This is a genomic window from Pseudoxanthomonas sp. (genome assembly GCF_002863005.1).
GTDB lineage: Bacteria > Pseudomonadota > Gammaproteobacteria > Xanthomonadales > Xanthomonadaceae > Pseudoxanthomonas_A.
Genome location: NZ_PKDG01000043.1, coordinates 69,703 through 94,227, shown reverse-complemented (window position 1 = coordinate 94,227; position 24,525 = coordinate 69,703). Strand labels below are relative to the sequence as shown.

Annotated in this window: 16 protein-coding genes; 8 read left to right on the top strand and 8 right to left on the bottom strand. The window is 68.9% G+C overall.

The features are described from left to right. Window positions 1–5: 5 nt before the first annotated feature. From CYU89_RS15015 to CYU89_RS15000, 4 genes are all read right to left on the bottom strand, one after another. Window positions 6–1,913, bottom strand: a complete 1,908-nt coding sequence (locus tag CYU89_RS15015; protein ID WP_296282230.1) for a sialate O-acetylesterase — start codon at window positions 1,911–1,913, stop codon at window positions 6–8. Beyond that, on the bottom strand, window positions 1,910–4,108 hold the full coding sequence (locus CYU89_RS15010) for a sialidase family protein (protein WP_296282229.1): 2,199 nt from the start codon (window positions 4,106–4,108) through the stop codon (window positions 1,910–1,912). The genes CYU89_RS15015 and CYU89_RS15010 overlap by 4 nt, the downstream gene beginning before the upstream one ends. 121 nt (window positions 4,109–4,229) lie before the next feature. Then, window positions 4,230–7,181: a TonB-dependent receptor gene (locus CYU89_RS15005; RefSeq protein WP_296282227.1), complete on the bottom strand. Its 2,952-nt coding sequence runs from the start codon at window positions 7,179–7,181 to the stop codon at window positions 4,230–4,232. 319 nt (window positions 7,182–7,500) lie between these two features. After that, entirely contained in the window at window positions 7,501–8,481 is a 981-nt protein-coding gene (locus CYU89_RS15000; protein ID WP_296282225.1) for a LysR substrate-binding domain-containing protein, read from the bottom strand. A 287-nt stretch (window positions 8,482–8,768) separates the two neighbouring features. On the opposite strand from CYU89_RS15000, the gene CYU89_RS14995 reads away from it, so the two are divergent. Genes CYU89_RS14995 through CYU89_RS14965 form a run of 7 tightly spaced genes read left to right on the top strand, consistent with a single transcriptional unit; the run spans window position 8,769 to window position 16,412 of the window. Continuing rightward, window positions 8,769–9,509, top strand: coding sequence for an SDR family oxidoreductase (locus CYU89_RS14995; protein ID WP_296282224.1), 741 nt, complete (start codon window positions 8,769–8,771; stop codon window positions 9,507–9,509). Between the two features lie 5 nt (window positions 9,510–9,514). After that, entirely contained in the window at window positions 9,515–10,138 is a 624-nt protein-coding gene (locus tag CYU89_RS14990) for a 2-dehydro-3-deoxy-6-phosphogalactonate aldolase (protein ID WP_296282223.1), read from the top strand. Then, window positions 10,135–11,286, top strand: a complete 1,152-nt coding sequence (dgoD, locus tag CYU89_RS14985; protein ID WP_296282221.1) for a galactonate dehydratase — start codon at window positions 10,135–10,137, stop codon at window positions 11,284–11,286. Before CYU89_RS14990 ends, dgoD begins: the two co-directional genes overlap by 4 nt. Further along, complete coding sequence (locus CYU89_RS14980) at window positions 11,264–12,190, top strand: SMP-30/gluconolactonase/LRE family protein (RefSeq protein ID WP_296282219.1); 927 nt, start codon at window positions 11,264–11,266, stop codon at window positions 12,188–12,190. Before dgoD ends, CYU89_RS14980 begins: the two co-directional genes overlap by 23 nt. Further along, entirely contained in the window at window positions 12,187–13,095 is a 909-nt protein-coding gene (locus tag CYU89_RS14975) for a 2-dehydro-3-deoxygalactonokinase (RefSeq protein ID WP_296282217.1), read from the top strand. Before CYU89_RS14980 ends, CYU89_RS14975 begins: the two co-directional genes overlap by 4 nt. A gap of 11 nt (window positions 13,096–13,106) precedes the next feature. Next, the gene (locus CYU89_RS14970; RefSeq protein WP_296282215.1) at window positions 13,107–14,780 is read left to right on the top strand and encodes a glycoside hydrolase family 43 protein; all 1,674 of its coding nucleotides are present in this window, start codon (window positions 13,107–13,109) and stop codon (window positions 14,778–14,780) included. 21 nt (window positions 14,781–14,801) lie between these two features. Continuing rightward, entirely contained in the window at window positions 14,802–16,412 is a 1,611-nt protein-coding gene (locus CYU89_RS14965) for a family 43 glycosylhydrolase (RefSeq protein ID WP_296282213.1), read from the top strand. Window positions 16,413–16,415: 3 nt separating this feature from the next. Here the strand turns inward: CYU89_RS14965 and CYU89_RS14960 are convergent, their stop codons facing one another. The 4 genes from CYU89_RS14960 to CYU89_RS14945 are packed head-to-tail and all read right to left on the bottom strand — an operon-like array spanning window position 16,416 to window position 22,132. Beyond that, window positions 16,416–18,482, bottom strand: coding sequence for an FAD-dependent oxidoreductase (locus CYU89_RS14960; RefSeq protein WP_296282211.1), 2,067 nt, complete (start codon window positions 18,480–18,482; stop codon window positions 16,416–16,418). Continuing rightward, window positions 18,475–19,788, bottom strand: a complete 1,314-nt coding sequence (locus tag CYU89_RS14955; RefSeq protein ID WP_296282210.1) for an amino acid permease — start codon at window positions 19,786–19,788, stop codon at window positions 18,475–18,477. Before CYU89_RS14955 ends, CYU89_RS14960 begins: the two co-directional genes overlap by 8 nt. Before the next feature lie 6 nt (window positions 19,789–19,794). Next, window positions 19,795–21,084, bottom strand: a complete 1,290-nt coding sequence (locus CYU89_RS14950) for an amidohydrolase family protein (RefSeq protein ID WP_296282209.1) — start codon at window positions 21,082–21,084, stop codon at window positions 19,795–19,797. Beyond that, window positions 21,077–22,132 carry an SRPBCC family protein gene (locus tag CYU89_RS14945; RefSeq protein ID WP_296282207.1) on the bottom strand — a complete coding sequence of 352 codons (1,056 nt, stop codon included), beginning with the start codon at window positions 22,130–22,132 and terminating at the stop codon, window positions 21,077–21,079. Before CYU89_RS14945 ends, CYU89_RS14950 begins: the two co-directional genes overlap by 8 nt. Window positions 22,133–22,468: 336 nt before the next feature. On the opposite strand from CYU89_RS14945, the gene CYU89_RS14940 reads away from it, so the two are divergent. Then, on the top strand, window positions 22,469–24,511 hold the full coding sequence (locus CYU89_RS14940) for a tetratricopeptide repeat-containing sulfotransferase family protein (RefSeq protein ID WP_296282205.1): 2,043 nt from the start codon (window positions 22,469–22,471) through the stop codon (window positions 24,509–24,511). Window positions 24,512–24,525: the final 14 nt, after the last annotated feature.

The following is a 24,525-nucleotide window of genomic DNA, read 5'->3' as shown; positions in this document are numbered from 1 at the left end:
CGGGGTCACCATGCATCGGTACGGAAAGGCGAGGCAGGCAAGCCCGCCGCGTTGATCAGGTCGGCGTCGGCCGGGTTGTCGGACCAGCCATAGCGCAGCGCCACCGGCGCCTTCACGGCGTCGCTGCGCACGACGACACGACCGTCGACGAGCGAGGCCTCGGCCGGATGGAAGACGCGATCGGCACCGGCCAGCGCGAAGCCATGCACGCGCGTGCCGCCTCCGCGCACGGCGAGCGCATCGCCGCCATTGTCGAAGGCGAGGGTCGCGACGCCCTTCGAGAACTGCGCCTGCGTATGCACCGGTCCGTGGTAGACCAGTGATTCGCCGTACGCGACGTGCCGCGCTGCCAGCGCAAGCCGCTTGCCGACATCCTGCTTGTTGAGCGGATGGATGTCGGCCGGATTGCCGATGTCGATGGTCACCACCTGTGCGGTGGCGGGCAGCGACAGCGTGGCCGATTGCGATGCGCGCAGCACCGCCCACGGACTCTGGTCGCCCTGGTCGACGCCGGAAGAGAAGTTCGCCAGCTGCACCCACAGGAACGGCATGTCGGGGGCCTGCCACTGGCGGCGCCACTGCTGGATCAGGGCCGGGAACTGCGTGCGGTACTTGAGCGCCTCCGGCACCGTGTTCGCATTCGATTCGCCCTGGTACCAGATCACGCCGCGGATGGCGTACGGCTGCAGCGGATGGATCATCCGGTTGTAGAGCAGCGTGGGGTGCTGGTTCTTGTCGTCGACCAGCGCCACAGTCACGCGCGACGGGCGGAACGACCAGTCCGCCAACGGACGCGCACTGCCGCTTGCTGGCTGCACGAAGACCTCCGCCGGCTCGCCGTGGATGCCACCGCCGCCGCCGAAGTCCGACACGCGTACCGCCACCTGGTTCACGCCCGCGCGCAGCGCCGTGGCAGGCACGCGATAGCGGCGCGGCTGGTTGTACTGCATGCGCGTTTCGCCGACCTGCACGCCGTTGACCCAGGTGATGTCGGAATCGTCGATGCGCCCTACGCCCAGCGTCACGCCGGCGGCGGCTTCCTCCGCGCTCAGCGTGAAGGTGGTGCGGTACCACGCCACGCCATCCAGTCCATTCCAGCCCGTTTTCTCCCACAGCGAAGGCACCGTGATCGGCACCCAATCGCGGGTATCGAGGTCGCGCTTCTCCCAACCGGTGTCGTCCGCCGGCCAGGAGGTCCAGCGTGCCAGGTGGGCATGCGTCTGCTCCAGCGCGCGCGTGTCGGCGTCACGCAGTCGTTCTGCCTGCGCCCGCAACGCAGAGGCCTCGACACCCTGCGAGGGTGCATCCATCCAGGCCTCGATCCGGCTGCCACCCCAGGTACTGTCGATGATGCCGATCGGCACGCCGGTGACCTTGCGCAGTTCGCGGGCGAAGAAATGGGCGACGGCGGAGAACTTCGGCGCGGCCTGCGGCGAGGACGCCACCCATTCGCCGCCTTCGAGCTGTGCCTGCGGTTCGCCCGACCACGACTTCGGAATCTTGAAATGGCGGATCCGCGGGTCGGTCGCGCGTGCGGCTTCGACGTCGGGGTTCGCCGACTGCGCGATGGGCCACTCCATGTTCGACTGCCCGCTGGCCAGCCACACGTCACCGACCAGCACGTCGCGCAGCACGCGCGGTTGCTTGCCATCGTCGATGCGCATCACGTGCGGACCGCCCGCCGTCTGGGCGGGCAGCGCCAGCGACCAGCGTCCATCGGCTGCAGCCTGCGCCGTGGCCTCGCGGCCGGCGAAGGTCACGTGCACGCGCGCGCCTGGCGCGGCCTCGCCCCAGACGCGCACCGGCTGGTCGCGCTGCACGACCATGCCGTCGGCGAAGATGCGCGGCATCTCGACCGCCTGCGCGACAGGGATGGCCAACAGGCCCAGCAACAGCGGGACAGCTCGAATCATTCCGGATCTCCGTACCAGATGCCGCGCCCTTCGGTGCCGAAGTAAACGCGGCCATGCAGGCGGGGATCGCCTGTCACATGGCGGATGATGCCGCCGAATCGCAGTGCGTCACCATCGATGCGGCGCCAGCCGCGCCCGCCATCGTCCGAACGGAACAGGCCGCGCTGCCCACGCACTTCGCCGAACACGAACAGCACGGGCGCGTCGCCCTCCTTCGCCGGCTTGCCCAGCCCCACGGACATGACGTTGTCCACGCCGGGCACGCGCTCCAGCTTGCCGGGCGCGAGGTGCAGCAGGCCGCGCCACGATGCGGCGATCCAGGCTTCGCCCATCTTCTCCGGGTGTGGCCGGATCTCGGCGCGATACCAGTCACCGATCTCGCCGACCGGCGCGCGCACTTCGTCGAAGGCGACGCCTCCGTTGCCGCTGACGTAGAGCTTGCCGCTGATCGCATCGAAGCCGTAGTAGATCCCTTCATCGACGCGATCGGCTTCCACCACCGCGGTCTTCGGCAGGCCTTTCACCGGTTGCCAGCGCCCGCCCATGTCGGCGGTGATCCAATGGTGTTCGCCATTGCGCGGATGCCAGATCGCGCGCTTGCCGTCGGCGGCGAGCGTGATCTGCCCGGCACCTTCGCCATCGGCCGGCTCGGTCGCGAAAGCGGTCCAGGTACGCCCGCCATCATTCGACCACGCGCCGCGCACCGCGCCTTCCGGTCGGTTGTGGAAGTAGCCCGTGCGCACCATCACCTGCGGGGCGCGCCCGGCGAAGGCCAGGCTCTCCGTGTTGGAGAAGCGCACGCCGGCGAAGCGCTGCTGCGAGACATCGAGATCGTCGTGGACGAAGCCGTCGACGTCGCCGAGGCCGCTCACCAGGTGCGCGCCTTGCGGCGGACTGGCCAGCGCCAGCGGCACCGTTTCCTCGAAGCCCGCCTGTTCGAAACGCCACGCCATCTCGGCGCCCGCATCGAAGGCCTTCGCATTGGTGGACGCCCACACGCCATAACCGGTGACGAACAGCAGGCGGTTGGCATCGAAGGGATCGATCTCGAGGTCGGCCATCCAGTGCGGCTTGGCGTCCTGCGTCCACGGTGCGGAGGCATGGTCGAACCCGGACCGCGGGAACAGCGCCGTCCACGTGCGGCCGCCATCGAGGCTGCGATAGATGTCGTCGTGCGGCTGGTAGCGACGGAACGTACTGGCGATGATGATGTCGGGATTGGTCGCATCCACCGCCACGGCGCCCCAGCCGAAGCCGGCGTCGGCCTTCGAACGACGCACCGGCGTGATGTCTTCCCAGCGATCGCCGGCGGGGTCGAAGCGCCAGACGGCACCGTCGGCCATGTTGTTCGGACCGGGCTCGTCGCCGTAGCTCAGCAGCCAGCGGCCACGCGCATCGCGCACCATGTGGCTGGGGCGCAATCCGACCGGCTGGCCGGGCACGGCCTGCCACGTCGCGCCACCATCCCGCGAACGATACAGGCTGGTTTCGTTCGTCGAGACACCGGCGTAGATCGTCTTCGACGGCACGCCGTTCGTGCCATCGACCGGATCGAATACGACGAACGCGATGCCCACCGGGCGCAGCTCGCGCCACCCCATTGCCCAGGCCGACCGGGCCTTGGCGATCGCGGGAAAGCCGGCGCTCTCGCGCCACGTCGCGCCGGCATCGTCGCTCCGCCACAGACCGTTGGCGCGCGTGCCGAACAGCAGTACGCGGCCGTCGTTCGGATCCACAGCGAGGCGCTCCCCGTTGCCGCGCCCCTGTTCGTTGCCACCGAGCTTGAACGGCAGCGCAGCGCGCTGGAACGTGGCGCCGCGATCGTTCGAACGCAGGATCACGCCGTCCTGTCCACGCTCGTGCAGATAGGTGCCGACGGCAAGATAGAGACGATCGGGATCGGACGGATCCAGGGCGAGGCTTTCCACGCCGAAGCGACCGCTGTCGTCGTGGCCCATCCAGTCCATCAGGGGTTGCCAGCGCTGTTCGCGCGGCTGCCAGCGGTACGCGCCGCCGATGTCGGTGCGTGCGTACAGCAGGCCTTTCTCGTGCGGATGGAAGACCAGGCCGCTGACGAAGCCGCCGCCACCGATGGCGACATTGCGCCAGCGGTAGCCGGTGACGTCGTCCTTCGCCGCCGCGCCGGGCACCAGCAGGAAAACGGACAGCGCGAGGGTCAGGCGAAGCGTGAGCACGGAATCTCCTGTCGGGGAACAGCGGTGCGCCGGCAGGAAGCACACCTCGGGCGCCGCACCAGGCGGGCGCCGGTCCATCGAAGGAACGGCCGGCGATACCGGCCGTTCCCGGGGTGCTGCATCAGAACGTGAAGCGGAGCGTCGCGGCGTAACGGCGGTCGTTGACGTACCACGACGTGATGCGCTTGCCTGCGCCGTTCTGGTCCATCAGCGTGCGCTGCTCGGCATTGTTGAGGTTGTTCATCTCGAGACCGAACTGCACGTTGTCGGAGAAGCGATAGAAGATCGATCCGTCGAGCTGGCCGAAGCTGTCGCTGTACACCGGCAGCTTCCACGGGATGCCGCCGTCGCCGCCGTTGTAGCCGTTCGGGCCGATCGACAGCAGGTATTCGCTGCGCCAGTTGTAGGCCAGGCGAACCTGCCACGGACCCTTTTCGTAGAACGCCGCGACGTTGTACGAATTCTTCGACAGGCCATCGGCCGGCAGGTCGCCGAACAGCGAACCGTCGGTGTCGACGGGCACCGCGTTGGAGGCGGCCGGAATGCTCGTGGAGCTGTCGATGTAGGTGTAGTTGGCGGACATGCCGAATCCGTCGAATGGCGCGGGCAGGAAATCGAAGAACTGGTTCCAGCCGATCTCCGCGCCCTGGATCTTCGCCTTGCCGACGTTCACCAGGCGGGACACGCGATAGTCGTACTCGTTGCCGTCGACGCCCGGATAGGCGAGCAGTTCGGTCTGCTGGCGGAAGTAGTCCTTGATGTCCTTGTAGAAGAAGTTCACCCAGGCCATGCCGCCGCTGTCCGGCGCGAAGTACCACTCCAGCGACAGGTCGAACTGGTTGGCCTTCATCGGCGTCAGGTACGGGTTGTCGGTGGAACTGCCGGTCAGTTCCAGATCCTCCGGGCCAAGCTCGTCGCCCGGCTGCGGACTGACGCCGTCCCGGACCGCCACGCTGAGCACCTGGTAGGCCTGCATGTCGCTGAAGGCCGGTCGCGCGATGGCCTTCGATGCGGCGAAGCGGACGACCCAGTTCTCGGCCGGCTCCCACTTCACGTTCGCGCTGGGCAGCACGTCCGTGTACGAATTCTCTGCGGAGATCGGTTCCGACTGGCCCGTGCCCAGGTACGGCGCGAACGCGTTGTTCGGGTACACCAGATAACCCTTGGCGCTGTTCTCCGTGCGCACCACGCGCACGCCGACGTTGCCGTCGATGCGCGCCTGGTCCATCGCGAAGTTCAGCATCGCGTAGGCGGCGTAGGTGCGCTCGTTCTGCACGTTGCCCCACTGCGGATCGGCAAGGTTGCGCGGGGTGATCTGGCCGTAGCAGCAGGTGTAGTACGGGACCGCGGCGCCGTGGATGTCGAGGTAGCTGTTCGGGAAATCGAGCGCGGTGGACAGCACGGGCGAGTAGAACGAGCCCGGCGTCGACGCACCGCCACGGTAGAAGTTGTCGAAGGTGATCAGGTTGGTCAGGCTGGAGTTGACCGTGCCATTGAGGTCCAGGCCCGGCAGCGGCACGCCACCCGGCAGCGCCCACCACTGCATCCACGGCTGGAACACCGGCTGCCAGTCGTAGCCGGTGTCGATGCTGTGCGCATCGCGGTCGGTGACGCGCACGCCGAACTTCACCGAATCGAAGACGTTGCTGTCGAAGCTGTGCTTCAGGTCCGCGCGCCAGGCGATTTCGTCGGCGGTGTTGTCGTCCTGGTGGTCCATCGTGAACCCCCAGTAGTAGTTCGCGGGGTTGGCGGTGAACTGGTTGTCGACGCCGATGCGCGGCACGCCATGGCCCAGGTCGATGTCGATGTAGGGCACGTTGAGGCCGAGCGACACCGTGGAATCCAGCGCTTCGGTGTTCGCCTTGATGTACTGCACGTCGGTTGAGAACTCGGTGCGGTCGCTGAACAGCCACTTCAGGCCGAACGAGTAGTCGGTGGTGTCGGACTTGCGGTGCGAGGCGCGGATGTCCGTGCCCATCGGGATGTCGCCGTTCGACCGCAGGCGGCCCGAAACGAACACGTCGCCATCGAGTTCGTACGGCTCGCTGGCATCCACGCGCACCTGCAGCGGATCGTTGGAGACGAAGATCGCGTCTTCGTACCACAGCTCGTCGTATCGGCTCTGGAAGGCGGTGGCGAACAGCTCCAGGTTGTCGTTCGGCCGCCATTGCAGCGCGACGTAGGCGCCCTGGCGTTCGCGTTCGTATTCCAGCGTGCGCCAGTCGGCGCCGCGCGGCAGCCACAGGCTTTCGTTGGTGCCGTCGTTGTTGAGGTCGGAGTTGGCGGTATTGAAGAACGGCCGCACGAACATGCCGTCGGTACGGGTGGCCAGCTCGGAATGGGCCAGGTTGACCAGGATGCCGAACTCGCCTGCATCGGTGTCCCAGCGGTTGCTGAAGAGCACCGAGCCCGAGGGCTTCAGCTGGTCGGCGAAATCGCCCCTGTTGGCGCTGAACGACATGCCGAACCGGCTGCCGTCGATGTCGAACGGCATGAAGGTGCGCAGGTCGACGGTGCCGCCGAGGCCACCTTCGATCATGTCGGCCTTCTGGTTCTTGTAGACGTCCACGCCGGCCATCAGTTCGGCCGGCACGTCCTGGAAGCTGAGGCTGCGGCCGCCGGACGCGGAGAAGCTGTCGCGACCGTTCAACTCGGAACGGACCTGGGTCAGGCCGCGCACCTGCACGCCGCCGCCTTCGGCGGAGAAATGCTCCGGATCGCCCACCGTCAGGAAGCGATCGATGGTCACGCCGGGGATGCGCGACAGCGTTTCCGTGACGCTGCGGTCGGGCAAGGCGCCGATATCGAGCGCGGTGACCGAATCAACGAACGTGTCGGCGTCGCGCTTGATGTCCTGCGCCCGATACACGGAACCGCGGATGCCGGTGACGACGACCGCATCGAGTTCGGTGGGCGTATCGCCCTCTTTCGCCTCGGTCGTGGCCTCCTGCGCGAACGCAGGCGCCGACAGCAGCAACGCGATGCCGAGAGCGAGGACGGTGGGTTGCAGGTGGCGGCCGCCGGAACGGCCCGCACGGGGTCCAGCCGCGATGCGGCGCTGACGCGTTGACATGGATGTTCCCTCCCAGGACACATGGCAAACGATGGAGTTGTGGTCCTGCCCGGGCGTCTTCGCGCCCCGTGGCCGGATGAAGCGATGGCGGCTGCGGCCCCCGGCCGCGGTCGTCGATGGTTCGGTCTTTCCCGTGGGGCGCCGCGGCAACGTCGGCCTTGCGACCGATGCCTGGCGCTCACCTGGCGGCCGTGGGACCGCCTTCCTGTGACTGCGCCGGGAGCATAGGCGGCGCTGACATGCCGTACCAATGAAATATTGATCGCCAGCTATACCGAACCCGAATAGGTCTTCAGATTCAATCGCCGCCGCCCTCGCCTCAAGGCGGCGCCGTGCCCGTCGGGGAGGGTTCCAGGTCGGTATAGAGGCGACGCGCCGTACTCCGGAGGGCGTCCAGCACGCGCTCGGCGCCGGGGGAAAGCAGCTGATCACGCCGGCGGATGATGCCGAAGAACTCCATGCGCACGCCCAGCTCGATCGGCAACACGCACATCTGCCCGGTCTGCAGGTACGGGCCCACCGACTCGGCCGGCAGCGCCGTCAACAGGTCGCTGTGCCGGAGCAGATGGATGATCACCGGCAGCGAGGCGGTTTCCACGATGTTCTGCGGCGGAGGCTGGCCGTGTTCGAGGAAGACCGCATCCAGGCGCGACCGCAGCACGCTGGCGGCCGGCGGCATGATCCAGCCGTAGTCGGCCAGGTCGGCGTGGGTGATGCGCGGACGCCGGGTCAGCGGATGGCCCGCACGCACGATGACGGCGTGCGGCTCGTCGGCCAGCGGCTCGAAATCCAGCTCGCCCGCGCCTTCGGGGCCCATGATGCGACCGACCACGATGTCGAGCTGGCCATCCAGCAGCTTGGCCACGAGCGGCCGGCTGTAGTCCATCTCGACCCGGATGAGGATGTCGGGGAAATCGCGCTTCACCGCCGCGATGGCCTGCGGCACCAGGGTGGTACCGGGATTCACCACGGTGCCGATCGCGGCCTGCCCCATGCGTCCGCTGCGCAAGGCGGCGATCTCGTCGTGGGCACGGCCGATCTCGGACAGGGCCGAGCGTGCCCGGCGGATCAGCACCTGGCCGTACCAGGTCGGCTCCACGCCACGCGCATGGCGCTCGAACAGGGGTACGCCGAGCAGGCTCTCCATCTCCGCCAGCAGCTTGGACGCGGCGGGCTGGGTCATGTTGGCGGCCTCGGCGGCACGCAGGACCGAGCGCTGTTCGTACAGGTGCAGCAGCAGGGAAAGATGGCGGGTCTTCAGGCGCGTGGCGCCGAACCAGCCGGTGGTGGGGTGGACCATGGTCGCCTCCAGGGCACGAGCTATTCGCGTGCGGAATAGCCTATGACAAAAATTTCATTTGTCGTACATAGATGCCCACGCGAGGCTATGCCACGCTTCAAGCGCGGGTCGGCGGCCATGCCTGACCGTCCGCGAGGGGCCCCGGGGACGGCCGGCACAGGTCCGCCACGGGACAGCCCCGCATCCGATCACCGCCGGGAGGAGGGCCCCATGGCGACATCGCAATCCGACGGCACGTCGCGTGCCGGCGCCATCGTCGCGTCCACGCCGGACGGAATCCGTCTCCCATGAGCGGCCGCCTGTCCGGGAAGGTCGCGCTGGTCACCGGTGCCGCCAGCGGCATCGGCGCGGCCACGGCGCAGCTGTTCGCACGCGAGGGCGCCTCCGTGGTCGGCCTCGACAAGCAGGCCGCGCCCATCGCCGATGACGGCGTGCAGCACCGCATCGCCGACATCACCGATGCCGGCGCGATGGACGCGGCCGTGCAGGCGGTGCTCGCGGCGCATGGTCGCATCGATGTGCTGGTCAACAATGCCGGGGCGGATGTGTTCTCCGATCCGCTCACCCTGTCCGACGAGGATTGGGAGCGCTGCCTGTCGCTCAACCTCAAGGGCGCCTGGCATCTTTGCCGTGCCGTGCTGCCGGCGATGCAGGCACAGGGCGCGGGCAGCATCGTCAACATCGCGTCGGTGCATGGCCACAAGATCATCGCGGGCTGCTTCCCGTATCCGGTCGCGAAGCACGGGCTGATCGGCCTGACCCGCGCGCTCGGCATCGAGTACGCCGCGCGCGGGATCCGGGTGAACTCGATTTCGCCCGGCCTTATCCTCGTGCCGCGCATCGAAGCGTGGTTCGAGCGCGAGCCCGGAACGCGCGAGAAGCAGACGGCGCTGCTGCCGCCGCACCGTATCGGCATGCCGGAAGAAGTCGCCTACACCGCGCTGTTCCTCGCCAGCGACGAAGCGCGCTTCATCAACGCCACCGACATCACCATCGATGGCGGCCGCTCGCAGGTCTACCACGACTGATCCGCATGGACGCGCCCGCCCTCCCCTTCGCCCTGCCGCTGATCGCGATCCTGCGCGGCATCACGCCGGCCGACGTGCCCGCGCATGTGGGCGCACTGGTGGAGGAAGGCTACGACGCGATCGAGATCCCGACCAATTCGCCGGATTGGGCGCGCAGCGTGCGCATCGCCGCGGAGGCGTTCGGCGAACGCGCATGGATCGGTGCGGGCACCGTGCTGACGACGGCGGATGCGGATGCATTGCGCGCTGCCGGCGGACGCCTGATGGTCACGCCGAACACGCGCCCGCCGGTGATCCGCCACGCGGTCGAGCGCGGCCTGCAGGTCGCCGCCGGTGTCGCCACGGCGAGCGAAGCCTTCGACGCGCTCGATGCCGGCGCGCAGATGCTCAAGCTGTTCCCCGCATCCGTTTACGGACCGGCGATGGTGCGCGCCCTGCGCGGCGTGCTGCCGCCGGTTCCCCTATTCGCCGTCGGTGGCGTCACGCCCGACACCCTCTCCGGCTACCTCTCAGCCGGCTGTCAGGGCGCCGGCATCGGCGGCGAACTTTACAAGCCCGGCCAGCCGGTCGAGCGCACGCGCGAGCACGCGCGGCGCTTCCGCCAGGCCTACCTGGACCACGCCGCATGAAGATCGTCCGCGTCAGCACCTTCCACGCCGCACCGCGCTGGCTCTTCCTCAAGGTGGAGACCGACGAGGGCGTGACCGGCTGGGGCGAGCCGGTCATCGAAGGGCGCGCCAGCACCGTGGAAGCGGCCGTGCACGAACTGGCCGACTATCTCGTCGGCCAGGACCCCGCGCGCATCAATGATCTGTGGCAGGTGCTGTATCGCGGCGGCTTCTATCGCGGCGGCGCCATCCTGATGAGCGCGATCGCCGGCATCGACCAGGCCCTATGGGACATCAAGGGCAAGGCGCTCGGCGTGCCCGTCTACCAGCTGCTCGGCGGACGCGTGCGCGACCGCATGAAGACCTATCGCTGGGTCGGCGGCGACCGCCCCGCCGACATCGTCGCGCAGATGCAGCGCTACCAGGCGCAGGGCTTCGACACGTTCAAGTTCAACGGCACCGAGGAACTGAAGCTGATCGACAGCCCGCGCGCGATCGATGCCGCGGTCGCCAAGGTCGCCGCGATCCGCGAAGCGATGGGCGACCGCGTCGACTTCGGCATCGACTTCCACGGCCGCGTCAGCGCGCCGATGGCGCGCGTGCTGCTGCGCGAACTGGCGCCGTTCAAGCCGCTGTTCGTCGAAGAGCCCGTGCTGCCCGAACAGTGGGAGTACTACCGCCCGTTGTCCGATGCGACCTCGATCCCGCTCGCCGCCGGCGAACGCATGTACTCGCGCGCCGAGTTCAAGCCCGTGCTCGCGGCCGGCGGCCTGGCGATCCTGCAGCCCGACCTGTCGCACGCCGGCGGCATCACCGAGTGCGTGAAGATCGCAGCGATGGCCGAGGCGCACGACGTGGCGCTGGCGCCGCACTGCCCGTTGGGCCCGGTCGCGCTCGCCGCGTGCCTGCAGGTGGACTTCGTGTCGCACAACGCCATGCTGCAGGAGCAGAGCATCGGCATCCACTACAACACCGGCGCGGACCTGCTGGACTACGTGCTCAACAAAGAGGATTTCCGCTGCGACGACACCGGCAGCATCGCCGCGCTGCCCAAGCCTGGCCTGGGCGTGGAGATCGACGAGGACCGCTTGGTGGAAGCCCACCGGCAGCCGCCGCGCTGGCGCAACCCGTTGTGGCGGCATGCCGATGGCAGCGTGGCCGAGTGGTGATGCCGTGACGACGGCGCTGGCGACCCTGGCCGTCGACAGCCGCTGCGCGCTGGGCGAAGGCATCCTGTGGTGCGACCGCCGGCGCGTGCTGTACTGGACCGACATCCTTGCCGCCGAACTGTGGCGGCATGATCCCGACACCGGCCACACCCACACCTGGTCGCTGCCCGCACCGCTCGGTTGCCTCGCGCTCGGTGAGGACGGGCGCCTGCTGCTGGGCCTGGCGAAGGGACTCCATGCGAGCGATGTGGAAGCGCAGCTGTCCTCGCGCGACCTCGCCCTGGAGAAACTGGCCGATGTCGAGGCCGGCGACCCGATGACCCGCATCAACGACGGCCGCGTGGATCGTGAAGGCGGCTTCGTGTTCGGCACCAAGAGCGAATACGCCGATCTGCGTCCAGCGGGCCGCTTCTACCAGTACACCGCGACGCACGGATTGCGTGAACTGGCCTTGCCGCACGCCGCCATCCCGAATTCGATCTGCTTCGACGCCACCGGCACGCGGATGTATTTCTGCGATTCGGTGACGCCGCGGATCCTGCATTGCCGTTACGACGCCGCGACCGCGGCCGTGTCCGACATCGCGGTGTTCGTCGACCTCGACCTGCCCGGCGCGGAACCCGACGGTTCCATCATCGACGCCGAAGGCGCGTTGTGGAACGCGCAGTGGGGCGCAGGACGCGTGCTGCGCTACCTCCCGGATGGCCGCATCGACCGGATCGTGCGCGTCCCGGCGCCGCAGCCTTCGTGTTGCGTGCTGCGCGAGGACACGCTGTACGTGACCAGCGCACGCGTCGGACTCGACGCCGCCGCGCTCGCCGCTTCGCCGTTGTCGGGCGGCGTGTTCGCGCATCGCACCGGGCGCGTGCTGGCGCGCGGCGTGGACCGGGTGCGTCTGCCATGATCGCCGTCGACTGGGGCACCAGCAGCCTGCGCCTGTACCGGATGGCCGACGACGGCCAGGTACGCGAGCGCCGCCGCAGCGACCAGGGCGTGCTGGCGTGCGCGGGCCGTTTCGGCGACGTGCTCGCGCAGGAAATCGCCGGCTGGGACGACACCGACATCCTGCTGTGCGGCATGGTGGGCGGACGCGGCGGCTGGCACGAGATGCCGTACCTGTCCTGCCCGGCCGGCAACCATGCGCTGGCGCTCGGCATGCAGCGTTTCCATCCGCCGGGCTTCGATGGCCGCGCGCTGTGGCTGGTGCCGGGCCTGCGCGACAGCGACTCGGACAGCGTGCCCGACGTCATGCGTGGCGAAGAGACGCAGCTCGCCGCATTGCTCGATGCCCTGCCCGGCGGAACGCACGTCGTCTGCCTGCCCGGCACCCACAGCAAATGGGTCACGGTGCGCGACGGCCAGGTGCATCGCATCGCCACCGCGATGACCGGCGAACTCTTCGCGCTGCTGCGCCAGCACAGCATCCTCGGCCGGTTGATGCCGGCCGGCGACGCGCGCTTCGATGGTTACGCATTCGATGCCGGGCTGAAGCGCAGCGCCGACGCCGGTGGCTTGCTGCACCACCTGTTCGGCGTGCGCACGACGGGCCTGTTCCAGCAATTCGCCGAACCGGCGCTGCCTTCGTATCTCTCCGGCCTGCTGATCGGCCACGAGTTGCGCGCCTCGGGCTTGCTCTCGCATGCGCCACGCCCGGCGCAGGTGCATCTGATCGGCAACGACCGCTTGCTGGCCTCCTACGCGCACGCCCTGACGACGCTGGGCGTCGGCGTGCAGCGCCATCCCGAAGACCTGTCCGCGCGTGGCTTGCATGCGCTCTGGGCACGGCGGACCGCGACCGCCCCCTACTAGAGGAAGACCGGATGCTGAAGCACTGCGCATGGATCCTGGCGGCATCGTTGATGATCGGTCCGGCATGGGCGGGCGATGCGGTCTTCAGCGAAGTGCGCTACCACGGCGACGATGGCGGTCCGCCGTTAGGCGCGGACGAGTACCGCAATCCGGTCGTCGCGGGCTTCTACCCCGACCCGTCCGCGATCCGCGTCGGCGACGATTTCTACCTGGTGAATTCCACGTTCGGCTATTTCCCCGGCCTGCCGGTCTTCCATAGCACCGACCTGGTGTCGTGGAACCAGGTGGGCAACGCGATCCATCGCCCCGGGCAGATCAACTACGGCGAGAAGGAAGAACTGACCCGCGGCCTGTTCGCCGCCACCCTCGCCCACCACGACGGCATGTTCTACATCGCCAACACCTGCTTCTACTGCGATCGCGGCAACTTCGTGGTGACGGCCAGGAGTCCTGCGGGCCCGTGGTCGGACCCGATCTGGCTCGGCGTCACCGGCATCGATCCGTCGCTGTTCTTCGACGACGACGGCAGCGCGTGGGTGGTCCACAACGATGTCCCCGATGGAAAGCTCCGCTACGACGGCCATCGCGCCATCTGGCTGCAGCGTTTCGACTTCGGCAGGCGCGAACGGGTCGGCAAGCGCCTCCTGCTGGTGGACGGCGGCGCCGATCCCGCGGCGAATCCCGAGCACATCGAAGGCCCCCACGTCTTCAAGCACGACGGCTGGTACTACCTGACCGCGGCCGAGGGCGGCACCGGTGAGCAGCACGCGCAGATGGTATGGCGCAGCCGCGCGCTCACCGGCCCGTATCAACCCTCGCCGTCGAATCCCGCGTTGACCCAGCGCGACCTCGACCCGAAGCGCGCCGATCCGGTGACGTCCACCGGCCACGCGCAGTTCGTGAAGCTCAAGGACGGCACGTGGTGGGCGGTGTTCCTCGCCACCCGTCCGTACCGCGGCAACCAGTACAACCTCGGCCGCGAAACCTTCCTGCTGCCGGTGACGTGGAAGGACGGCTGGCCGGTGGTCCTGCCCCGCGGCGAACGCGTGCCGATGGTCGCGAAGCGCCCGGACCTGCCACGCAATGCGCAACCGTTACCCACGAGCGGGCCGATGACGTGGACCGAGCGCTTCGACGCGCCCGCGCTGCCGCTGTCGTGGATGACCCTGCATCCGCCGCAGAGCCGCTGGTACACCACCGGCGCGCACGGCCTGACGATCACGCCGGGCACGATGCCGCTGGGCGCCTTCGGCACGGTGCCGGGCCAGCCGTCGTACATCGCCCACCGCGTGCAGCACCACGCGGCCACGCTGGATACCACGCTCGCTTCGTTCGAGCCCGCGACCGGTGAACTGGCGGGACTCGTGCTGCTGCAGAACGAGTACGGCCACTACGTGCTCGGCGTCGAACGCGATGCGCGCGGACTGGCGGTGTCGCTGTACCGGCGCAGCGGCCGCGAGGGCAGGAAGGAAGGCGATCGCCTGGCACGCATTCCGCTGGACGAGGGACACGGCCCCGTGTCGCTGCGCTTCCGCGTCGACGGCCCGCGCCTGGAAGCGTCGTACTCGCTGGCCGCGGGCGACTGGAAGAGCGTCGCCACCGGCCTGGACGCCAGCCTGCTGAGCGCGGAGACGGCGGGTGGCTTCATCGGCAATACGTTCGGCCTGTACGCCGTGCGTCGCTGACCGCGCGATCACGGAGTCCGCATGCCAGGCACCTCGCGTCGCGCACTGTTCAAGGCCGGACTCGCCGGCCTGGCCACCTGGCCGCTGTCGTCGCGCGTGGCGGCAGCCACGCCGTGCGCACCGGCGCCGCCTGCGCACGCCACCGGCGTCGAAGGCCAGCGCAAGGCCGACCTCGGCAACGGCACCTATCTCAATCCCATCGTCGCCGGCGATCGTCCCGACCCCACGATCCTCAAGGACGGCGACGACTACTACATGACGTTCTCGTCGTTCGACGCGTATCCCGGCCTGGTGATCTGGCACTCGACCGACCTCGTCACCTGGACGCCGCTCGGCCCTGCCTTGCGCACGCACGTGGGTACGGTGTGGGCCGTCGATCTCTGCAAGCACGACGGCCGCTACTTCATCTACCTGCCGGCGCTGGCGAAGGACGAGGCGTGGAAGATCCACACGATCTGGGCCGACGACATCCGCGGACCGTGGAGCGAACCGGTGGACCTGCGCATCGATGGCTGCATCGATCCGGGCCACGCGGTCGGCGAAGACGGGCGGCGTTACCTGTTCGTCAACGGCATCCGCAAGGTGCGCCTCACCGACGACGGCCTGGCGACCGACGGCGCGCTCGAAACCGCCTACCAGCCCTGGCGATATCCGGAAGACTGGATCACCGAAAACTTCGCGCCCGAAGGCCCCAAGTTGACGCGACGTGGCGACTGGTTCTACCTGGTCACCGCCGTCGGCGGCACCGCCGGCCCGGTCACCGGCCACATGGTGATCGCCGCGCGTTCGCGTTCGATCCACGGACCGTGGGAACACTGCCCGCACAATCCGCTGGTGCGCACGCTGGGCGCTGCGGAGCCCTGGTGGTCGCGCGGCCACGCGACGCTGGTCGATGGACCGGGCGGCGACAGCTGGATGGTCTACCACGGCTACGAGAACGGCTATCGCACGCTCGGCCGGCAGACGCTGCTGGAGCCGATCGAATGGACGGACGATGGCTGGTTCCGTGCGCACGGCGGTGATCTGTCGGCCCCGTTGCCGGTGCCGCGCGGCGGCAAGGCGGGGATCGCCGGCGTCGCGCTGTCGGACGATTTCTCGAGCGATCGCCTCGGCACGCAGTGGGCCTTCCATGCGCCGCGACCGGATGAGATGCGACGCGTGCGGTACGGCAGGAAATCCCTCCGCCTCGCCGGCGCAGGCCGGTCGCCTGCGGATGGCAGCCCCCTCGCCTGCATCGTCGGCGACCGTGCCTACCAGGCCGAGGTCACGCTGACCCTGGTCGATGGCGGCGAAGGCGGCCTCCTGCTGTTCTACAACCAGAAGGCCTTCGTCGGCCTGGGCTTCGCGGCGGACGGGCTGCGCGTGTTCCAGTATGCGGAGGAGCAGACGTGGGCGCGGCAAGCGATGCCGACGCGGCGCGTGCGCCTCCGCCTGACCTACGACCACCACGTGGTGACCTGGCACCACTCGCACGACGACGGTCGCACCTGGACACGGCTGGACACGCGGATGGAAGTGTCCGGCCTGCACCACAACGTGTTCGGCGGCTTCCTCAGCCTGCGCGTCGCGTTGTACAGCGCCGGCCCGGGCGCGGTGGAGTTCAGCGACTTCCGCTACCGCGCGCTCGCCTGAGCATCACGCCATTGGCGTGTCGTGATGGAAGTGCCGCTTGAACGGCACCTCGCCGTCGCGCGGCGCGTCCAGTTCCTGCGCATATCGATGGCCGGCGTACACCGCGTGCGCGATCAGCCCCGGCGCCAGCGCATCGCCGATGCAGGCCACGCTGCGGATGCCAGCATCCGCCCATTCCGGCTCGCGTCCCTTCAACGCTTGGTAGAGCGCATCGTCCGGCAGGCGGGCCGTGACCACCACGACCGCGTCGCAGTCGAGCGAAGAGGCCGCGCCGCTCCATGCGTGCTCCAGCGCGAGCGTGGTTCCCGCATAGCCGGTGACCAGGTGCGATACGCACTGCACGATGCCCAGTTCGGCCATGCGCCACTGGATATGGCGGTAGTCCAGCGTGTTCGCGCTCCACGAGGCGATGGTGTCGTCCGGGGTGAGGTAGGTGACCTCGCAACCGCGCAGGCGCAGCGCCTCGGCGACGACACTGGCGGTGTAGAAGTAGTCGTCGTCGTACACCACCACCCGGCCTTCGGGCCAGCGCCCGTCCATCAGGTCGTCCGGGGTAAAGACTCGCGCGTTGTCGGCGAAGTCGGCGATGCCCAGCCCGTGGCTGCGCCCGAATCCGTCCCGCCGCCAGTGGCACCCCGTGGCGATGACGACGTGGTCCGCACCGAAGTCGAGTACATCCTGGTCCGTCAGCGTGGAGTCGAGGTAGGTGCTGACGTTCGCCATCTTGCCGATCTGCCCGAGCCGCCAGTCGCGCACACGCGCCCATTCGGCAAGCCCCGGAAGGCGCGCCTCGCGCGTGACCCGCCCGCCCAGTTCGCGTCGCGCGTCGGCCAGGTGCACCTCGTAGCCGCGCTGGCCCAGCGCGCGCGCGGCTTCCAGGCCGGCCGGCCCGCCGCCGACCACCAGCACGCGCGCATCGCTCGCCTTCGGCGCGATCCGCTCCGGATGCCAGCCCTTGCGCCATTCCTCGCCCATGCTGGGGTTCTGCGTACAGCGGATCGGCGAGATCGTCATGTCGCCGGAGACGCAGATGTTGCAGCCGATGCATTCGCGGATGTCTTCGACGCGGCCTTCTTCGATCTTGCGCGGCAGGTACGGGTCGGCGATCGAGGGCCGCGCGGCGCCGATCAGGTCGATCACGCCCCGCCGTATCTGCGAGACCATCGTGTCGGGCGACGTGAAACGGCCCACGCCGACCACCGGCTTGGTCGTTGCCTTGCGGACGAAATCGATGAAGGGTTCCTGCGCGCCTTCGCGGGCGAAGCGCGAGGGCACCGAATCGTTGTACCAGGCCGCCACGTTGACGTCCCACAGGTCGGGAAGCTCGGCCAGCATTCCGACGATGTCCTGCGCCTCGGCCAGTTCCACACCGCCCGGCCCCAGCAGCTCCTCGGTAGCGAAGCGCAGCGCGACGGCGCAGCGATGTCCGACCGCCTCGCGCGTGTCCTGCAAAACTTCGCGCAGCAGGCGGATGCGGTTCTCCAGCGAGCCGCCATAGGCATCGGTGCGCTGGTTGCGGCGACGCTGCAGGAAATGCATCGGCAGCGACAGGTCGTGCGCGGCGTAGACATAGATGATGTCCATGCCCGCCTTCATGCCGCGCACCGCCGCCTCGCGGTGCCAGCGACGGTACTCGGCGATGTCGTGCAGGTCCATCGCGCGGGCCTGCGAGGGATAGCCGTACTTGGAGGGCTGGTGCGACGGCGCCAGCAGCACTTCGCGCGAGTACAGGTTGGAGGCGGTCGGTCCGTTGTGCGACAGCTCCAGCGCGGCCAGCGCGCCGTGCGCATGCACCTTGTCGCACATCAGCGCGAGCGCGAGAATGTCGCGGTCGTCCCACAGGCGTGCTTCGACGTAAGGCGTGAGATCGCTGCTGGGATGGATCTCGCACTCTTCCGTCGAGATCACGCCCCAGCCGCCCTCGGCCTTCACTTCGCGCATGGCCGCGTGCGCCAGCGGCATGGCATGGCCCATGCCGTTGCAGTGCGGCACCTGGAAGAAACGGTTCCTGGTCGTCACCGGGCCGATGCGCACCGGCTCGAACAGGATGTCGTAGCGCGGATCACGCATGCGGCACCGCGTTGCCGTGGCGACGGCGCAGGAAGAAGTACAGCGGCAGTCCGGCGACCATCAGGGCCAGCGCCAGCCAGAAGGGCTGTGCGCCCATGCCGATGAAGGCGAACACCGTGTACGCCGTGCCGATGACGGCAGCGACCAGCAGGTCGCGTCCCGCATCGCGCTGGCCACGCCACCAGAGCACGCCCAATGCAAGCGAGCACCCCAGGTACAGCGGCAGGTTGGCCGCCGTCACCACGGTACTGAGGAAGGTGAAGCCCGCCACCGCGGATTCGCTGTAGTTCATCAGCACCATCGCGCTGGCGAGCAGGGCCGTCAGCACCAGGGCGCCGATCGGCGCGCCGAAGCGATTGGTCCGCGCGAACACCTTCGGCATCGTGCCGTTGTCGGCCATCGTGCGCATCATTTCGCCACTCAACAGCGTCCAGCCGTTCAAGGCGCCCAGGCCGCTGACGACGACGAACAACGCGATCCACCGCCCGGTCCCTTCCCCGGCGAAACGCTCCATCACCAGCGCGAACGGTGCGCTCGACTGCGCGAGTTCGGCATGCGGCAGCAGCAGCAACGGCACGGCGGACACCACGAGATAGATCGCCGCGGTGATGCCGGTGCCGGTCATCGTCGCGCGCGGGATGGTGCGCCCGGGGTCCTCGACCTTCGCGGCGGGGATCGTCGCCGATTCGATGCCCAGCATCGCGAACAACGCCAGCGTCGACGCCGCCATCGCATCGCCGAGGCTGATCGGTTTGGCTGGCGGATGCGCGCCGAACGACGCGGGGGATTCGAGCAAGGTCCATGCGCCGAGCACCGCGACGGCCAGCATCGGCACCAGCTTCATCACCGTGGTCACTACCTGCACGCGCCCGCCACTGCGCACGCCCAACAGGTTGATGCCCACGAACAGCCACAGCACGCCCAGGCACACCACGGCCGGCTGCACCCGCGCCAGCGGCGGGAAGATCGCGGCGGCATAGCCCGCCACGCCCGTGGCCAGGGCCGCGAGGGTGATCCAGTTCGATACCCAGTACGACCACAGCACCGCATACGCCGGCAGGTCGCCCAGCGTGTGCCGCACGTAACCATAAGGACCGTCCGCGCCCGGCAGCAGGCGCGCCAGCCTTGCGAACACGCGCGCCAGCGCGAGGCAACCCAGCACCGTGATGCCCCAGCCCAGCAGCGCGTTGTAGCCGAACGGTGCCAGCGAGGCGGGCAGCACGAAGATGCCCATGCCGATGGTGTTGCCCACCACCAGCGCGGTGCAAGTCCAGAAGCCGATCTTCCTGCGGTCGTGTGACTGCATGGGCGGTCAGTCCCGCGCCACTGGCACGCCACCCTTCACCACGCCGCGCACCTGCTGCAGGCAGGCGATGTCGGCCAGCGGATCGCAGGCCAGGGCGACGAGATCGGCGAGCTTGCCCGGCGTGATCGAGCCCAGTTCCTTTTCCTTGCGCAGCAGCCGCGCCGACTCCAGCGTCGCCGCGCGGATGGCCTGCAGCGGGGTCATGCCGTAGCGGACCATGTAGGCGAACTGGCGCGCATTGTCGCCATGCGGATACACGCCGCTGTCCGTGCCGTAGGCGATGTTGACGCCCGCGGCGACAGCCTTGCGGAAGCCCTCGCGCTGCGCCTCGGTCGTGTCCAGGTTCTTGCGTAGGATTTCCGCGGACCAGCCATCGCGCCGGCCCACCGTATCGATGTAGTCGCCGTTGTAGATGTCGGCGACCAGGAAGGTGCCGTGCTGCTTCATCAGTGCGATGGCCTCGTCGTCCATCAGCGAGCCATGCTCGATCGAACGCACGCCGGCACGTACGGCGCGCTTGATGCCTTCCGCACCGTGCGCGTGGGCCGCGACGAAACTGCCGCGACGCCCGGCCTCTTCCACCGCTGCACGGATCTCGGCCTCGGTGTACTCGGATTGCCCCGGCTCGGTGCCGTCGGCAAGCACGGCGCCCGTGGCGATCAACTTGATGAAGTCGGCGCCCGCGTCGAGGATCTCGTTCACCCGTTGGCGCACCTCCGCTTCGCTGTCCGCGACGCCGCGGCGGAAGATCGCCGGCAGCTCCGTCCCCGCAGGCAATCCGGTGATCTCGCCGCCGCCCCCGGTGACCGTGACGTAGGTGCCGGCAACGAACATGCGCGGCCCGGGCACGAGGCCGGCGTTGATCGCATCGCGCAACTGCACGTCGGCGAAACCGCGATAGACCCCGACATCCCGCACCGTGGTGAAGCCGGCCTGCAGGGTCGCCCGCGCATTGCGCGCGCCGATGAAGGCATCGCGCGCGGCATTGCTCCTCAGCGGTGTCGCGGGATCGCCGTAGGGCCCTTCGTCGGCCAGGTGCGTGTGCATGTCCATCAGGCCGGGCACGACGGTCAGCGCGGACCAGTCGAGGACGCGAACGCGGGGATCCACGCCTTTCGTGGGCGGCGCGATCGACACGATGCGTCCGTCGCGCACCAGGATGTCGCGCCCCTCGAGCATCCGGCCTGTTTCAACGTCGAGCACGCGGCCGGCCTGGATCAGCAGGTCCTGCGCGCCAGCGGGCGAGGCGATGAAGGCAAGCGAGAGCAGGAGTGCGGGCAGGAACCGGTCACGCATCGCCATACGCCGCCCTCAACAGATTGTGGAAATGCCACACGCCGCTCTCGCGCTTGGGGCACAACCGGCCCGCCTCGTAGAAGCCCGACGCCAGGCCCTGCTGTACCGCTTCGCAGATGCGGATGTCCTCGTCCTGCACTTCGTCGCTGAAGGCCTGGTCGTTGGCGATGCGCGCCAGCGCGGCATCGTCCTGCGCGTAGTAGTAATCGAACTCCACGCGGCAGCGGTCCGGCCCGAGTGGCAGGATGCGATTGGTCTGCAGTCGCCCCGGCATGATGTTGAGCATCACGTTCGGGTAGACGAAGTAGTAGAACGCGTCGCCATCGCCGTAGATGTCGCCGCTGTTGCGCAGCGGAGAATGCTGCAGCGAATGCCAGGGGAACAGTTCGGTGTCGTAGGCGCGGTAGTCGAGCACCTTCGACAGCCCGGGATGCACGTGCGGCAGGTGGTAGCCCTCGAGAAAGTTGTCCACGTAGACCTTCCAGTTGCACGCGATGTCGTAGCTGTCGCGGCGATGGAACTGCATCGCAGCCAGGTCGATCGGTGCGATGCGCCCGGCGATGCCGGCGTAGACCTCTTCGAACGGCGGCACATCCTCGTGCAGGGCGACGAACACCAGCCCCTGCCAGGCGTGCACGCGCAGCGGCGGCAGGCGGATGTCCTTGACGTCGAAATCCGCGGCGCCCTGCATTTCGGGCGCGCTGCGCAGCTGGCCTTCCAGCGTGTACGTCCAGCCGTGGTACTTGCAGTGCAGCGCGCGTGCGCCCTTGCCGTTGCACAGCGCCAGCGGGCCGGCGCGATGCCGGCACACATTGGGGAAAGCGCGCAGCACGCCATCCTGGCCGCGCACCACCAGCACCGGTACATCGCCGATCCGCTCCACCACGTGGTCGCCCGGCTCGGCGAGCTGCCCCTGGTGGGCGACCAGTTGCCAGCTGCGCCGGAAGACGGCGGCCTGCTCCATCGCCAGCATCGCCTCGCCGGCGTAGTAGCGGGCGGGCAGCGCCCGGGCACGGTCGAGCGACAAGGGAGGGGCGGTGTCCGGCATGGCGTTCCCGTCGGGAGGTGGCGCCCGACCATGCAACCGCCGGGCATGCGCCAAGCCTAAGCGGTGTACGGGGGTCCGGCACAGCCCCTTGCCGCACCATCATGTACCTCCCTCCGAGCCGCTCGCACCCGCACGGTGCGGACGGGAAGGGTGAAAGTCGGATTACTTTTTGCGAAGCGAAAAAGCGTGCATCACGGCGGCTTCCCGCTCTATCCAGCGCCCCCGGTTCGCCTATAGATTGGAGGCGAGGGATACGCCACCACACCGGGATACCCGATTGGCTCGACCGATGGCCGACTGCGCACGCTTCACCGTCCTGCTGCACGGAGACGGTGCATGAACGCGGTCGCCAGCCCGAGCGGCACGCTGCAGACCGCGCTGGACCACGCGCGCCGCCTGCTGGCCACCGACCCCGCGATGGCCGCCCAGCAGGCCGACGAGATCATCCGCGTGGTCGGGCGCCACCCGATGGCGTTGCTGGTGCTCGCCGCCTCGCACCGGGTGCGAGGCCAGTGGAGCCACGCGTTCGACGTGCTGGAACCGCTGGTCCGCGAACACCCGCAGTGGCCGCTGGCGCATCTCGAACACGGCCTGGCGCTGGGCTGTGCCGGACGCGGTGGCGAAGCCGTTCCCGCACTGCGACGCGCGCTGGCGTTGAAGCCCGACTTGCCGCAGGCCTGGCGCGAGCTTGGCGACCACCTTGCCGCGATGGGCGACACCGAGGGTGCGGCCGGGGCCTACCTGCAGCACACGCGCCACTCCACGCGCGACCCCGACCTGATGCAGGCCGCCGCCGCGCTCGCCGACAACCGCATTCCCGAGGCCGAGGCGCTGTTGCGTGCACGCCTGAAGCGCACGCCCACCGACGTCGCCGCGATCCGCATGCTGGCCGAAGTCGCCGCGCGCGTCGGGCGCATCGACGATGCCGAAGCTTTGCTCGCGCGATGCCTGGAGCTCGCGCCCGACTTCCATGCCGCGCGGCAGAACCATGCGCTGGTGCTGCATCGTGCCAACCGTCCGCAGGAGGCGCTGCAGGCCATCGATGCGCTGCTGGCGCACGACCCCGACAACCCCGCGCACCTCAACCTCAAGGCGGTGGTCCTGTGCCGCGTGGGCGACTACGAACCCGCGCTTGCGCTGTACGAGCGCGTGCTGGCGTCCTACCCGGACCAGGCCAGGATCTGGATGAGCTACGGCCACGCGCTGAAGACGGCCGGCCACACGGCACGCGCGATCGAGGCGTATCGACAGGCGTTGGCGCTGGAACCGGGTGCCGGCGAGGTGTGGTGGAGCCTGGCCAACCTGAAGACCTTCCGCTTCAGCGACGAAGACCTGGCCGCGATGCGTGCGCAGCACGCGCGCACCGACCTGGGCGACGACGACCGGCTGCACCTGGACTTCGCATTGGGCAAGGCCCTGGAGGATGCCGGCGAGCATGCCGCATCGTTCGTCCACTACCGCGACGGCAACGCGCTTCGCCGCACGCAGCTGGACTACGACGCCGACGACACGCAGGCACGGGTCGCGCGGCTGAAAGCGTCGCACACGACCGCCTTTTTCGCCGCGCGGGCAGGCCAGGGCTGCACCGCGCCCGACCCGATCTTCATCGTCGGCATGCCGCGTGCGGGCTCGACGCTGCTCGAACAGATCCTGTCCAGCCATTCGGCCGTGGAAGGCACGATGGAACTGCCCGACATCACCTCCATCACCCGCGACCTGCGCGAGCAGGCGCGGGCAGGCGGTGCGGACACGTACCACGACCTGCTGGCGACGCTCGACGGCGACGCATTGCGGGCGCTGGGCCAGCGCTACCTCGACGCGACCCGCATCCACCGGAAATCGAGCCGTCCGTTCTTCATCGACAAGATGCCGAACAACTTCGCCCATACCGGCCTGATCCACCTGATGCTGCCGAACGCGAAGATCATCGACGCACGCCGGCATCCGCTGGCCTGCTGCTTCTCCGGCTACAAGCAGCATTTCGCGCGCGGCCAGGGCTTCAGCTATGCGCTGGAGGACATCGGCCGCTACTACCGCGACTACGTGGCCCTGATGGCGCACTACGACACCGTCCTGCCCGGCCGCGTGCACCGGGTGATCTACGAACAGCTGGTGGACGACACCGAGGCCGAGGTGCGCCGCCTGCTGGACTACTGCGGGTTGCCGTTCGAAGACGGCTGCCTGCGCTTCTTCGAGAACGCGCGGCCGGTACGCACCGCCAGTTCCGAACAGGTCCGCCAGCCGATCTACCGCGATGGCGTGGATCACTGGCGGCACTACGAACCGTGGCTGGAACCGCTGAAGAACGCCTTGGGGCCCGTGTTGGGTGCCTACCCGGCGGTTCCGGACTTCACGGAGGCCTGCAACACCCCCGATTGACCGTCATCACTGGA

What these genes read in the sequence shown, in the direction of transcription:
- CYU89_RS14955 (WP_296282210.1), bottom strand. Translation starts at nt 19,788, where the DNA reads ATGCAGTCACACGACCGCAGGAAGATCGGCTTCTGGACTTGCACCGCG.
- CYU89_RS15005 (WP_296282227.1), bottom strand. Translation starts at nt 7,181, where the DNA reads ATGTCAACGCGTCAGCGCCGCATCGCGGCTGGACCCCGTGCGGGCCGT.
- CYU89_RS14975 (WP_296282217.1), top strand. Translation starts at nt 12,187, where the DNA reads ATGATCGCCGTCGACTGGGGCACCAGCAGCCTGCGCCTGTACCGGATG.
- CYU89_RS14960 (WP_296282211.1), bottom strand. Translation starts at nt 18,482, where the DNA reads ATGCGTGATCCGCGCTACGACATCCTGTTCGAGCCGGTGCGCATCGGC.
- CYU89_RS14980 (WP_296282219.1), top strand. Translation starts at nt 11,264, where the DNA reads ATGGCAGCGTGGCCGAGTGGTGATGCCGTGACGACGGCGCTGGCGACC.
- dgoD (WP_296282221.1), top strand. Translation starts at nt 10,135, where the DNA reads ATGAAGATCGTCCGCGTCAGCACCTTCCACGCCGCACCGCGCTGGCTC.
- CYU89_RS14950 (WP_296282209.1), bottom strand. Translation starts at nt 21,084, where the DNA reads ATGCGTGACCGGTTCCTGCCCGCACTCCTGCTCTCGCTTGCCTTCATC.
- CYU89_RS14990 (WP_296282223.1), top strand. Translation starts at nt 9,515, where the DNA reads ATGGACGCGCCCGCCCTCCCCTTCGCCCTGCCGCTGATCGCGATCCTG.
- CYU89_RS15000 (WP_296282225.1), bottom strand. Translation starts at nt 8,481, where the DNA reads ATGGTCCACCCCACCACCGGCTGGTTCGGCGCCACGCGCCTGAAGACC.
- CYU89_RS15015 (WP_296282230.1), bottom strand. Translation starts at nt 1,913, where the DNA reads ATGATTCGAGCTGTCCCGCTGTTGCTGGGCCTGTTGGCCATCCCTGTC.
- CYU89_RS14940 (WP_296282205.1), top strand. Translation starts at nt 22,469, where the DNA reads ATGAACGCGGTCGCCAGCCCGAGCGGCACGCTGCAGACCGCGCTGGAC.
- CYU89_RS14945 (WP_296282207.1), bottom strand. Translation starts at nt 22,132, where the DNA reads ATGCCGGACACCGCCCCTCCCTTGTCGCTCGACCGTGCCCGGGCGCTG.
- CYU89_RS14970 (WP_296282215.1), top strand. Translation starts at nt 13,107, where the DNA reads ATGCTGAAGCACTGCGCATGGATCCTGGCGGCATCGTTGATGATCGGT.
- CYU89_RS14965 (WP_296282213.1), top strand. Translation starts at nt 14,802, where the DNA reads ATGCCAGGCACCTCGCGTCGCGCACTGTTCAAGGCCGGACTCGCCGGC.
- CYU89_RS14995 (WP_296282224.1), top strand. Translation starts at nt 8,769, where the DNA reads ATGAGCGGCCGCCTGTCCGGGAAGGTCGCGCTGGTCACCGGTGCCGCC.